Here is a 12,357-nt window from a genome sequence, read left to right as displayed (position 1 = left end):
GTCGTTACCCAGAAATCCCCCCTAAAGGCCTGGATCATGAGCAAGCAACCCTCCCTGAGCTACAAGGACGCCGGTGTAGACATCGACGCCGGTGAAGCATTGGTCGAACGCATCAAGAGCGTCGCCAAGCGCACTGCGCGCCCTGAAGTCATGGGTGGCCTGGGCGGTTTTGGCGCCCTCTGCGAAATCCCGGCCGGCTACAAGCAGCCTGTATTGGTGTCCGGCACCGACGGCGTGGGCACCAAGCTGCGCCTGGCCCTGAACCTGAACAAGCACGACAGCATCGGCATCGACCTGGTCGCCATGTGCGTCAACGACCTGGTGGTGTGCGGCGCCGAGCCGCTGTTCTTCCTCGACTACTACGCCACCGGCAAGCTCAATGTCGAGACCGCGACCCAGGTCGTAACCGGCATCGGCGCCGGCTGCGAATTGTCGGGTTGCTCCCTGGTCGGCGGTGAAACCGCTGAAATGCCAGGCATGTACGAAGGCGAAGACTACGACCTGGCCGGCTTCTGTGTCGGTGTGGTGGAAAAAGCCGAGATCATCGACGGCTCCAAAGTAGCTGCTGGTGACGCCCTGCTCGCCCTGCCATCGTCCGGCCCGCACTCCAACGGCTACTCGCTGATCCGCAAGATCATCGAAGTGTCCGGCGCCGACATCGAGAACATCCAGCTCGACGGCAAGCCACTGACCGACCTGCTGATGGCGCCGACCCGCATCTACGTCAAGCCACTGCTCAAGCTGATCAAGGACACCGGCGCCGTCAAGGCCATGGCCCACATTACCGGTGGCGGCCTGCTGGACAACATCCCGCGCGTACTGCCAAAAGGCGCCCAGGCGATTGTCGACGTGGCCAGCTGGCAGCGCCCGGCTGTCTTCGATTGGCTGCAGGAAAAAGGCAACGTCAACGAAACCGAAATGCACCGCGTGCTGAACTGCGGCGTAGGCATGGTGATATGCGTTGCGCAGGAACACGTTGAAACCGCACTGAACGTGCTGCGTGAAGCCGGCGAGCAACCTTGGGTCATTGGCCAGATCGCCACTGCTGCCGAAGGCGCAGCCCAGGTTGAACTGAAGAACCTCAAGGCTCACTGATGCCCCAGACCTGTGATGTCGTGGTGCTGCTTTCCGGCACCGGCAGTAACTTGCAGGCCCTGATCGACAGCACGCGCACCGGCGACAGCCCGGTGCGCATCGCTGCGGTGATTTCCAACCGCAGCGACGCCTACGGTCTGCAACGCGCCCGTGACGCGGGTATCGATACTCGCTCCCTGGATCATAAGGCGTTCGACGGTCGCGAGGCCTTCGACAGCGCCTTGATCGAACTGATCGACGCCTTCAACCCCAAACTCGTGGTCCTTGCGGGTTTCATGCGCATCCTCAGCGCAGATTTCGTCCGGCACTACGAAGGGCGCCTGCTCAATATCCACCCTTCCCTGCTGCCCAAGTACAAAGGCATGCACACCCACCAGCGCGCCCTCGACGCCGGCGACAGTGAGCATGGCTGCAGCGTGCACTTTGTGACCGAGGAACTCGATGGCGGGCCTCTGGTCGTACAGGCAGTGGTTCCGGTAGAGTCAGGCGACTCGGCGCAGACGCTTGCGCAACGGGTTCATACCCAGGAACACAGGATTTACCCGCTGGCTGTTCGCTGGTTTGCCGAAGGACGGTTGATTCTTGGCGACCAGGGTGCATTATTGGACGGCCAGTTACTCGCGGCCAGCGGCCACTTGATTCGAACCTAGGAGATTTTATGCGTCGCGCCCTGCTTTTCGCTTTTGCGCTGTTCGCTTTGCCTGCCGTACAAGCGGCAGACCTTCACCCCTTCTCCGTCAGCTACACCGCCGACTGGAAACAACTGCCCATGAGCGGTTCGGCTGAACGCAGCCTGAGCAAGAATGGCGACGGTACCTGGACCTTGAATTTCAAGGCCTCGATGATGATTGCCAGCCTGACCGAAACCAGTGTGATCCTGTTCGACAAGGACACCCTGCAACCCAAGAGCTACAGCTTCGAACGCGGCGGCCTGGGCAAGGCGAAGAAGATCAACCTGGACTTCGACCAGAGCGCCAAGAAAGTCACCGGCTTTGAAAACAAAGACCCGGTCAATGTCACGCTCGAAAGCGGCATGCTCGACAAGTCCACCTACCAGCTTGCCCTGCAACGCGATGTTGCCGCCGGCAAGAAGAGCATGAGCTACCGCGTGGTTGAAGGTACAGATACCGATACCTACGACTTCCGCGTGATCGGCTCGGAAAAGGTCCAGACCAAGGTCGGTTCGATCGACGCGATCAAGGTCGAGCGCGTGCGCGACCCGTCGCAGAGCAAGCGCATCACACAGATGTGGTTTGCCAAGGACCAGGGCGGCATTCTGGTTGCCCTGCGTCAGGTCGAGACTGACGGCAAGGAATACAACATCATGCTGCAGGATGGCACCGTTGACGGTAAGGCCGTCAAAGGCAGCTGATTGCTGATGCACCGAAAAGAGCCTCGCTGAATGCGGGGCTTTTTTTTGCCTGGGATTTTTAGGGGACGACACTCCCGCTATCGCAGGCAAGCCAGCTCCCAAGGTGGAATGCATTCCAAGGTGGGAGCTGGCTTGCCTGCGATAGCGGTGCCGAGGTCAACCTAGCCAACCTGAACATGAAACTTTTGTCATAAAGCCGCTGCGATGGCGACGCAATGCCTTGGTTTACAAGGCTTGCAGCATTGTTGCGTTCCCCGCAATGAATTATTGCGCGCAAAATCAGTTTACTTAGCAAGCTAACAAATCATATAACAGAGGCCTGCGACGACTTGCCGCAGATCAACCAGAGATTGGAGCAAGCAGATGACTGTAAAAGTAACTGAACGCGACGATGAACATATGTCCCATGAAGCAGTAGGCCACGGGATTCACATCTGGGATGTCCATCAGCAAGACGTATTGGTCGGCATGTTTCACAACGAGAGCGACGCCCACAACTATAAAAACGAGCTCGAAACTCTCGAACTGCAACGCCAGGCAAAAAGCTCCTGAAGCTCTGAAATCATGTGGACGCCCGGCCCACGCAGCCGGGCCGTTTACGAGAAACCGCGCCTTTGGGGCGCGGTTTTTTTGTCAATAATCGCCATAAATTAATGTAACAAAAACACACACAAATAATGATTCTCGATATCATTCGTTCGCTTTTCATTCAGGCTCACGAATCAGGGAATCAATTAGATGCATGGAAATAGCAGCAAGCCAGAAAATGCGTTACTGGAACGCTGGAGCGAAGCACTTGCCACTGCGCAATTTCAGACCAGCCACGTCACCCTCGAAGCCCTGATCAATACGCTGGCACCTGCCGCCGAACGTAGCTTCCAACGCCTGATCCAAGCATTGTTTCGTGAAAGCCTGCTGGACCCCAGCACTCTCCTTTATGACGAACATGGGCATTGCTCGCTGACACTGGCTTGCCAGGCCCGATTGCGTTTCGAACATTTGCACCCTGGCCGCATGGCAAGCTGGGACCTGCGTGGCGAAGTCATCCTGTTGCGCGAAGGCCAGCCCGAACAGAAAGTCCAGTTCCCCTCACAGTTGTTGACGTTGCTTAACGCCAGCCTTGAGTCGCCTGCCGACCGGGAAGTGCTCAACCGCCTCAACGTAGAGATCGACGACAGCTTCATCAACGACACCTTGTGCCTCGCCTTCCATGAGCAATGGACGCTCAAGCTGCATGCGTCAATGGACCCGGTGCATCAAGACAACCTGCTGAGTCATCTCAAAAACAGCCCGAGCGTTATCAACCCGACTTCCGTGCTTGAACAGTGGGGAACACTGGGTCACCCATGGCATCCCAATTACAAGACCAAGCTGGGCCTGAATACCGAGCAAGTCATCGACTATTCGCCAGAGTTCGAAGCACGCTTCCCGGTGCTGCTGTGCGCGCTGCATCGCCAATTTGCCCATGTCGAAAAGTTGGCCGGTACCGCCGATTACTGGCAGTGGTGGAGCGAGCACTTCCCGCAAGCGGCACAGCAATTGACCGCAGTCCTGCAAGCACAGGGCCTTCAGGCAGGCGATTATCTGCCATTGCCCGCCCACCCCTGGCAGGCACGCCAGGAACTGCCCCAACTGTTCGCCAACGAAATCGGCGACAAACTGCTGGTGCTGACCGATATCGTCGCGTTTACCGCCCACCCCACCATGTCATTCAGAACCGTGTTGCCTGAAGGCCGTCGCGATGCACCGATGGTCAAACTGCCCGTGTCACTGCGCCTGACCAGCGTACAGCGCACCGTATCGCCGCGTTCAGCGCGCATGGGCCCACGGATCAGCCATCTGCTGCTGAGTATCCTGGAACGCGAGCCTGCGATTCAAAAATGCCTGAACATCGTTCCCGAGCGGATCGGTGTGCACTTCCAGCCACAACCGGCCAATGACGAGCACTCCCGCCACCTGGCGGTGCTCTATCGCGACAATCCCCAGAGCCAGCTCCAGCCGGACGAAATGGCCGTGCCGGTGGGCAGCCTGTTTGCCATTGATCACCACGGCCAGCCGCTGCTGCGCCAATGGGTGCGCCTGAGCCAAGGCAAGGATGACGCGGCGGCCATGCTCGCCTTCTTCCACGATTACGCGGCGATCAGTGTGCCGGCGCTGCTGGGCATGTATTTGCGCTACGGCATCGCGTTTGAGGCCCATCAACAGAACTCCTTCATGGTGATGGCCGCAGACGGACAATTGAGCCGTCTTCTGTTGCGCGACTTCGGCGATATCCGAATCGACCGCAAGACCTTGCACGCCCACGGCCTGGACATTGAACTGCACGACCCGAAGATGACGCTGTACGACGACGCAGGTTTCGTACGGGACAAGCTGCTGCACACCGTTTTCATGTGCCATCTGGGCGAGCTCATCCTGCTTGCCGCGCGCCACTTCGACATCCCCCAGGCGCTGCTCTGGAATAAACTGTCAGCTCAGGTCATCCAGTGTTTTGACGACATGCGCTCGCAGGTTGATCCACAGCGCTGGGCCAACGAGCGCGAAGCACTGCTGGAGCAAGCATGGCCGGCCAAGTCGTTCATGCGCATGCGCCTGCTGGAGAGTCATGCCGATATCGTCGGGCGGTTGCCTAACCCGTTGAGCGCGGCCGCCAATGCCGACTAACAACACAGCGCTGCGGCTGCTGGTGGTGATTCAGTTGGTGTCGATGGGGGCGATGGAAATGAGCGGCCCGTTCTGGCCGCTGCAAATCCAGAAGTTGCTGGGCACTGCAAATGCCCAGTACACCGGCCTGCTGTCTTCGCTGGTGTATGCCGGGCCGATGATGGCAGCGATGATTCTCACACCCATGTGGGGGAAGCTGGGCGACCGTACCGGCCATAAGCCCATGATCATCCGCGCGTTGCTGGCACTGGCGGTGTGCCAGGCGCTGGCTGCGATAACGCCTGATCCGTGGTGGCTGGTGGTCATCCGCGTGGTACAGGGCGCATTGGCCGGCTTCATCGCCGCAGCCCAAGCCTACGCCCTGGCCTGCTGCGGCGACGGCGGACGGGGGCACATTCTTGCCAGGCTGCAATCAGCCACTGCCGTAGGCTCCCTGGCCGGACCGGTGTTGGGCGGCTGGTTGATGGACATATCCGGTTTCGCATTGCTGTGCTACAGCGCCACCGTCGTCTGCCTGTTGTGCGCGATAATCAGCGCGTTTTTACCCAGCGACTCACCACGATCGAGACCTGCCCGCACGTCCAAGCCTGCCGCACTCCCCAGAGGCTGGATTGGCGCGATGCTGGGGATCATCGTATTGATCCAGGCAGCCAGGATGATGCCGCAACCGTTTTACGCCTTATATGTCGCCCAGGTTTTGCACGCGCCCGCGTGGCTGATCGGCGCCAGCTATGGCGCCAGTGCCTTGACCCTGGCACTGTCCGCGCCGTTGTGGGGCCGCCTGTTCGATCGACATCAGCCAGCCCATACGCTGCGCATCATCGAGTGGGTCACCTGGGCCTGCGCGCTCACGCTGGCCTGCACGGCGCTGGCCAGTGAGTGGTTGGGGTTCATCGCCAGCAGGCTGCTGTGGGGCGTGTGGCAGGGGGCTTTGTTGCCCGTGGCCTACACACTGATCGCTACTACCGTAGCGCACAGCCAGCAGGGTTTTGCCCTGGGCATGGGCAACAGCGCCGCGAAAGCTGGTGCGCTGTGCGGCGCATTGTTGGGCGGTATCGGCATGGGGTGGGTAGGCCTGGCACACAGCTTCTGGCTGGTCGCACTGACCTATGCCTTGGCCGCCGTGAGTATCCGCGCCATCCGTTCGTTTGCGCGAGCGCCTGAGACATCCGATTTTTCTGTCAATACTTCTAATAACTCTGAGACATGATCATGAACACATCGCAATGGGCAGTACTGCTGCCACTTCTTGGGTCAATAAGTGCCCCTGCCTGGGCCGATCAGACAGAACAGACACAAGCAGCGCCGACCAGCTTGCAACTACAGGCGACAGTGGTATCGGCCACGCGCAGCGAAACCAGCATTGCGCAGATTCCAGGCTCAGTGCAGGTGATCAATGAAGCGCAAATCCGCCAGCAGACCGGGGCAGGACGTCGGGTTGCAGATATCCTCGGCCAACTGGTACCTGGCATTGCCCCTTCCAGCGGCGGCATGAGCAACTTCGGCCAGACGCTTCGCGGGCGCAATACCCTGATCCTGATCGACGGGGTTTCGCAAAACGCCACGCGCGATAACTTCCGCCAGCTCAACAGCGTGGCACCGGAAAGCATCGAGCGTATCGAAGTGATCTCCGGCGCCAGCAGTGTCTACGGCGCAGGCGCATCGGGCGGCATCATCAACATCATCACCAAACGCAACCAAGGTGAAGACCTGGCGTTCAGCAGCAAGATCGGCATGACCGCCGGCAACAACCTCAGCCACAAGGGGTTCGCTTACCAGGCGTTCCAAAGCGCCACCGGGCGCAAAGGCCCGGTGGACTGGTACCTCTCGGGCAACACCGTGCAGCGCAACGATCAGTTCGACGGTAATGGCAAGCGCATTCCCCAGGACACGTCCCAGGGCAGCAACATGGACACCGATACCTACGACCTGCAAGGTCGCTTCGGCTATGAGCTTGATGACGACAAGAAGATCAGCCTGTCGCTGCAAGACTACAAGGACGAACAAGACACCCGCTACACCAAGAACCCCCGCATCACCAGCAACGCAGTCGCCGTAAAAGGCCTGGACCTGGGCGACCAACCCTACACCCACAACCAGGCGGTCAACCTCAACTACGCCGACAAGGATTTCTACGGCCAGGGCCTGCAGATCGAAAGCTACTGGCGGCGGGCCGACGCCCTGTTCTTTCCAGACCTGTCCCGAGGCCGGGCAGGCGTGTCAGATAACAACAGCGTGCAGGACGTCTACGGCCTGCGTGCAGCGGTCGATACCCAGATGCCGGACATCGGCCCGGCAACGGGCAACCTGGTATGGGGCGCGGACTACGACCATGAAACCTCACGCCAGCGTGGCGACCAATACCGGGTCAATGGCCTGACCTACACGAAAACCGGTACCACGTTCGAACTGGGTCCAGATATCGAGACCACCACCAAAGCCATCTTTGGCCAGCTCTCCTACGACATCGACAACTGGACCTTGCGCGGTGGCGTACGTCGCGAATGGATTGAAAGCAAGGTCTCCGACAGCATCGCATACGGCGAAATCGTCCAGACCGGCAACCGCGCGACACTGCCCGGCGGCACGCTCAAATACGATGACACGCTCTATAACCTCGGTGCGGTGTACCACCTGACCGACAACCAGGATGTGTTCGTCAACTTCAGCCAGGGCTTTTCCCTGCCGGATATCCAGCGCTTCCTGCGTGACGTGAACAGCAAATACGATATCCAGGACCTCAATGCCCAGGCCTTGAAGGTCGACAGTTACGAGCTGGGCTGGCGTGGCGACTGGGACAAGTGGCAGGCCAGTGTCACCGCGTACGAAAACACCTCGGATGTCACGCAGTTCTATGATGCCAATGATCGTGTGCTGCGCCTGATCAATCAGAAAGAACGCGTGCGTGGCGTCGAAACCGGCCTGACCTATAACATCACCGACCAATGGTCCGTCGGTGGTACTTACGCTTACGCCAAAGGCGAGACCCAGCAGAACGGCAAGTGGATCGACCTGCCTGCCACCCGCATCTCCCCCGCCAAGACCACAGCGTTTGTCGGCTACGAGCGTGACGACTACAGCCTGCGCTTGCAGGGGATGCGCCTGGCCAATTATGACGCTGCGGCAAAGGACAACAACGGTCGCGATATCCAGGGCTACACCCTGGTCGACCTGCTGGGCTCGGTAAGGCTACCGGTAGGCCGCCTCGAAGGTGCGGTGTACAACCTCACCAACCGCAACTACCAGAACATGTTCGCCCAGGCCAACGCCCGCGCACCGTACCCGAATGCCGAGGGTCGTACCTTCAGCCTGAGTTACGCAGTGGATTGGTAACCGGTTGGTGCTGCACGCTTAAAACACAAACCCCGCCTTTTGGCGGGGTTTGTCATTTCCAGCGGCTTACCACATCAGATCATCAGGGATCTGGTAAGCGGCGTACGGATCATCCTCGTCCGGCACCTGGCTTTCGGTGAGGATGTTGAGCTGCACGATACGCTCCGGAGCGCGCTCCTGGATTTTAAGCGCCGCTTCCCGCGGGATCACCTCGTAGCCGCCGCCGTGGTGCACGATAGCCAGGGAGCCGTTGCTCAGCTTGTTGCGCATCAGCGTGTTGACCGACAGGCGCTTGACCTTCTTGTCATCCACGAAGTTGTAGTAGTCCTCGGTGGTCAGCTTGGGCAGGCGCGAGGTCTCGATCAGTTGCTTGACCTGGGCGGTACGCGCCTTGGCTTCGGCTTTTTCCTGCTGCTGACGGTTCAGCTCCTGGTCACGCTTGACCTTCTCGGCGTGTGCCTCAGCAGCCAGGCGCGCCTGGGTATCATCGACTTCGGCCTGGCCCTTGTGGACCAGGCGCTGCTGTTTCTGTTTCTCTTTGCCGACCTGCTTGGCCTGCTTTTGGTTGACCAGACCTGCTTTGAGCAACTGGTCGCGAAGGGAAAGGCTCATGGTGCTTACTCACTTAGGCAACTGCTCAACCGCAGCTGGACACATTCTTTTCCTGACGTTTGGCTTCACCCCAGAGGGCGTCCAACTCTTCGAGGGTGCAATCTTCTATGGGTTGGTGTGTATCGCGCAATGCCTGTTCGATAAATCGGAAACGTCGTTCGAACTTGGCATTGGCACCGCGCAAGGCAGTTTCCGGGTCGACCTTGAGGTGACGCGCCAGGTTGACCGCGGCAAACAGCAGGTCGCCGACTTCATCGACGATGGCCGCCGCGTCGTCATCGGCCATGGCTTCGAGCACTTCGTCCAACTCTTCGCGCACGTTGTCCACCACCGGCAACGCGGAAGGCCAGTCGAAACCAACCTGGCTGGCGCGCTTTTGCAATTTGGCCGCACGGGACAACGAAGGTAAGGCGGTGGGCACATCATCGAGCAGGGAGAGTTGCTCGGGAGCCTCGGACTTTTCTGCGCGCTCCTCAGCTTTGATCTGCTCCCAGCGTTCCTTGACCTGTTCTTCGCTCAACTGCGGGATATCCAGCGGCGCGTACAGGTCGCCGGTTGGGAACACGTGAGGATGCCGGCGAATCAACTTACGGGTGATGCTGTCGATCACGCCGGCAAATTCGAAGCGCCCTTCTTCCCGGGCCAGTTGGCTGTAATACACCACCTGGAACAGCAGATCGCCCAGCTCGCCTTGCAGATGGTCAAAGTCGCCGCGCTCGATGGCGTCGGCCACTTCATAGGCCTCCTCCAGCGTGTGCGGGACGATGGTCGCGTAGGTTTGCTTGATGTCCCACGGGCAGCCGTACTGCGGGTCGCGCAGGCGGCTCATCAGGTGCAGCAGGTCTTCGAGTGAATACATCGTATCTCTTTCCGCTGAAAATCCAATGTGGGAGCTGGCTTGCCTGCGATGCTTGCGACTCGGCGCTTCAGTTAAACCGAGGTGATGCTATCGCAGGCAAGCCAGCTCCCACAGAAAACAACTCCACATGTCAGTCGGCTGTCATCCTGCTAATCATGGGGTGCGGTTGCGCCGGGTTTCGATGATGTTCGGCAACTGGGAAATCCGCCCCAGCAACCGTCCCAGTGCGTCCAGCCCCGGAATCTCGATGGTCAGGGACATCAACGCAGTGTTGTCTTCCTTGTTCGAACGGGTGTTGACCGCCAGCACGTTGATCCGCTCGTTGAGCAGCACTTGCGAGACGTCACGCAGCAAGCCGGAACGGTCGTAGGCACGGATGATGATGTCCACCGGGTAAGTGAGCACCGGCACCGGGCCCCAGCTGACCTGGATGATCCGCTCCGGTTCGCGCCCGCCCAGTTGCAGCACCGAGGCGCAATCCTGGCGGTGAATGCTCACACCACGGCCCTGGGTGATGTAGCCGACAATGGCGTCGCCCGGCAACGGCTGGCAGCAGCCGGCCATTTGCGTCATCAGGTTGCCCACGCCCTGGATCTGGATATCGCCACGCTTGCCCGGCTTGTAGCCAGTGGCTTTGCGCGGGATCAGCTCCAGCTGTTCGTTGCCGCGCTCCGGCTCGACCAGTTGCTGGGCCAGGTTGACCAGTTGCGCCAGGCGCAGGTCGCCCGCGCCGAGGGCGGCAAACATGTCTTCGGCGATCTTCATGTTGGCCTTTTCGGCCAGCTTGTCGAAGTCCACCTGAGGCAGGCCCAGGCGCGCCAGTTCGCGTTCAAGCAAGGTCTTGCCGGCGGCGACGTTCTGGTCACGCGCCTGTAGCTTGAACCAGTGGACGATCTTCGCCCGCGCCCGCGAAGTGGTGATGTAACCCAGGTTCGGGTTCAGCCAGTCGCGGCTCGGCGTACCGTGCTTGCTGGTGATGATCTCGACCTGTTCACCGGTTTGCAGGCTGTAGTTGAGCGGCACGATGCGCCCGTTGATCTTGGCGCCGCGGCAGTTATGCCCGATTTCGGTGTGCACGCGGTAGGCGAAGTCCAGCGGCGTGGCGCCCTTGGGCAAGTCGATGGCGTGGCCGTCAGGCGTGAAGATATAGACCCGGTCCGGCTCGATATCCACCCGCAGTTGTTCGGCCAGGCCGCCGATGTCGCCGAGTTCTTCGTGCCATTCCAGCACTTGGCGCAGCCAGGAGATCTTCTCTTCGTACTGGTTGGACCCGGCCTTGACGTCGGTGCCCTTGTAGCGCCAGTGCGCACACACCCCCAGCTCGGCTTCTTCGTGCATGGCGTGGGTGCGGATCTGCACTTCCAGCACCTTGCCTTCAGGGCCGATTACCGCCGTGTGCAGCGAGCGATAGCCGTTTTCCTTGGGGTTGGCGATGTAGTCGTCGAATTCCTTGGGAATGTGCCGCCACAGCGTGTGGACGATACCCAGCGCGGTGTAGCAGTCGCGCATTTCCGGCACCAGCACGCGCACCGCACGCACGTCGTAGATCTGGCTGAAGGCCAGGCCCTTGCGCTGCATTTTGCGCCAGATGGAATAGATGTGCTTGGCGCGGCCGCTGATATCGGCGTCCACGCCGGTAGCCTGCAACTCCGAACGCAACTGGCCCATCACGTCGCTGATAAAGCGCTCGCGATCCAGGCGCCGCTCGTGCAGCAACGTGGCGATCTGTTTGTATTGGTCGGGCTCAAGGTAGCGGAAGGACAAATCCTCCAGCTCCCACTTGATGTGGCCGATGCCCAGGCGATGGGCCAGTGGCGCGTAGATGTCGAAGACTTCGCGGGCCACACGGTTGCGCTTTTCGTCATCGGCGGTCTTCACCGCACGGATCGCGCAGGTACGCTCGGCCAGCTTGATCAGGGCGACGCGCACATCGTCGACCATCGCTACCAGCATTTTGCGCAGGTTTTCTACCTGGCCCTGGGTGCCCAGCACCATGGACTGACGCGGGCTGAGGCTGGCACTGATGGCGGCCATGCGCAGCACGCCGTCGATCAGCTTGGCCACCACCGAACCGAAACGCTGACCAACGGTGGCCAACGGAATATGCCCTTCGCGCACGCCGCGATAGAGCACGGCGGCGATCAGCGAATCCTGGTCCAGCTTGAGATCGGCGAGGATCTCGGCGATTTCCAGGCCAGTGCGAAAACTTGAAGTGCCTTCGGCCCACAGGTTCTTGGCCGCATTGTCTTGCTGTTCAGACTCACGAGCGAACTCGCAGGCTGCTTTCAAGGCTTCACGGTCCAGTGCCGGGTCGACACTGACGGCATGATCCAGCCATGCCTCGAGATTGATACTGCCGTCGGTGTTGATCGGCTGGTGTGCTCTCACCTGTACCATCTTGCTTACCTTCCCTACGACGCAC

General features: G+C 60.1%; 10 protein-coding genes. 7 read left to right on the top strand and 3 right to left on the bottom strand.

The genetic code is table 11. The annotated features are described in order from the left end of the window. Positions 1-36: 36 nt before the first annotated feature. From purM to GIV26_RS25750, 7 genes are all read left to right on the top strand, one after another. Positions 37-1,095 (top strand): phosphoribosylformylglycinamidine cyclo-ligase, encoded by a 1,059-nt coding sequence (gene purM, locus GIV26_RS25780; protein WP_014719398.1) that lies wholly within the window; start codon positions 37-39, stop codon positions 1,093-1,095. Beyond that, complete coding sequence (gene purN / locus GIV26_RS25775) at positions 1,095-1,745, top strand: phosphoribosylglycinamide formyltransferase (RefSeq protein ID WP_003193061.1); 651 nt, start codon at positions 1,095-1,097, stop codon at positions 1,743-1,745. Before purM ends, purN begins: the two co-directional genes overlap by 1 nt. Positions 1,746-1,753: 8 nt before the next feature. Beyond that, entirely contained in the window at positions 1,754-2,467 is a 714-nt protein-coding gene (locus GIV26_RS25770) for a DUF3108 domain-containing protein (protein WP_014719399.1), read from the top strand. Between the two features lie 363 nt (positions 2,468-2,830). Then, positions 2,831-3,019 carry a hypothetical protein gene (locus GIV26_RS25765; RefSeq protein ID WP_003193064.1) on the top strand — a complete coding sequence of 63 codons (189 nt, stop codon included), beginning with the start codon at positions 2,831-2,833 and terminating at the stop codon, positions 3,017-3,019. A gap of 186 nt (positions 3,020-3,205) precedes the next feature. Then, positions 3,206-5,131 (top strand): IucA/IucC family protein, encoded by a 1,926-nt coding sequence (locus tag GIV26_RS25760; RefSeq protein WP_236282743.1) that lies wholly within the window; start codon positions 3,206-3,208, stop codon positions 5,129-5,131. Then, positions 5,121-6,341, top strand: a complete 1,221-nt coding sequence (locus GIV26_RS25755) for an MFS transporter (RefSeq protein WP_236282741.1) — start codon at positions 5,121-5,123, stop codon at positions 6,339-6,341. The genes GIV26_RS25760 and GIV26_RS25755 overlap by 11 nt, the downstream gene beginning before the upstream one ends. Positions 6,342-6,343: 2 nt before the next feature. Beyond that, positions 6,344-8,464, top strand: coding sequence for a TonB-dependent receptor (locus GIV26_RS25750; RefSeq protein ID WP_054897824.1), 2,121 nt, complete (start codon positions 6,344-6,346; stop codon positions 8,462-8,464). A 66-nt stretch (positions 8,465-8,530) separates the two neighbouring features. Here the strand turns inward: GIV26_RS25750 and GIV26_RS25745 are convergent, their stop codons facing one another. The 3 genes from GIV26_RS25745 to relA all read right to left on the bottom strand — a co-directional run bounded on the left by GIV26_RS25745 (position 8,531) and on the right by relA (position 12,332). Then, positions 8,531-9,076: a DUF2058 domain-containing protein gene (locus GIV26_RS25745; RefSeq protein WP_014719402.1), complete on the bottom strand. Its 546-nt coding sequence runs from the start codon at positions 9,074-9,076 to the stop codon at positions 8,531-8,533. Between the two features lie 25 nt (positions 9,077-9,101). After that, positions 9,102-9,935, bottom strand: coding sequence for a nucleoside triphosphate pyrophosphohydrolase (mazG, locus tag GIV26_RS25740; protein WP_236282739.1), 834 nt, complete (start codon positions 9,933-9,935; stop codon positions 9,102-9,104). Positions 9,936-10,088: 153 nt separating this feature from the next. Then, a complete protein-coding gene (relA, locus tag GIV26_RS25735; RefSeq protein ID WP_005790193.1) occupies positions 10,089-12,332 on the bottom strand; it encodes a GTP diphosphokinase in 2,244 nt (747 codons plus the stop codon). Positions 12,333-12,357 lie beyond the last annotated feature (25 nt).

The sequence above is a fragment of the Pseudomonas sp. PA-1-3F genome, assembly GCF_021609665.1.
Classification (GTDB): Bacteria; Pseudomonadota; Gammaproteobacteria; order Pseudomonadales; family Pseudomonadaceae; genus Aquipseudomonas; species Aquipseudomonas paracarnis.
This window is presented reverse-complemented; position numbering and strand designations above follow the sequence as displayed.

What these genes read in the sequence shown, in the direction of transcription:
- GIV26_RS25755 (WP_236282741.1), top strand. Translation starts at nt 5,121, where the DNA reads ATGCCGACTAACAACACAGCGCTGCGGCTGCTGGTGGTGATTCAGTTG.
- GIV26_RS25745 (WP_014719402.1), bottom strand. Translation starts at nt 9,076, where the DNA reads ATGAGCCTTTCCCTTCGCGACCAGTTGCTCAAAGCAGGTCTGGTCAAC.
- relA (WP_005790193.1), bottom strand. Translation starts at nt 12,332, where the DNA reads ATGGTACAGGTGAGAGCACACCAGCCGATCAACACCGACGGCAGTATC.
- purM (WP_014719398.1), top strand. Translation starts at nt 37, where the DNA reads ATGAGCAAGCAACCCTCCCTGAGCTACAAGGACGCCGGTGTAGACATC.
- mazG (WP_236282739.1), bottom strand. Translation starts at nt 9,935, where the DNA reads ATGTATTCACTCGAAGACCTGCTGCACCTGATGAGCCGCCTGCGCGAC.
- GIV26_RS25760 (WP_236282743.1), top strand. Translation starts at nt 3,206, where the DNA reads ATGCATGGAAATAGCAGCAAGCCAGAAAATGCGTTACTGGAACGCTGG.
- GIV26_RS25750 (WP_054897824.1), top strand. Translation starts at nt 6,344, where the DNA reads ATGAACACATCGCAATGGGCAGTACTGCTGCCACTTCTTGGGTCAATA.
- purN (WP_003193061.1), top strand. Translation starts at nt 1,095, where the DNA reads ATGCCCCAGACCTGTGATGTCGTGGTGCTGCTTTCCGGCACCGGCAGT.
- GIV26_RS25765 (WP_003193064.1), top strand. Translation starts at nt 2,831, where the DNA reads ATGACTGTAAAAGTAACTGAACGCGACGATGAACATATGTCCCATGAA.
- GIV26_RS25770 (WP_014719399.1), top strand. Translation starts at nt 1,754, where the DNA reads ATGCGTCGCGCCCTGCTTTTCGCTTTTGCGCTGTTCGCTTTGCCTGCC.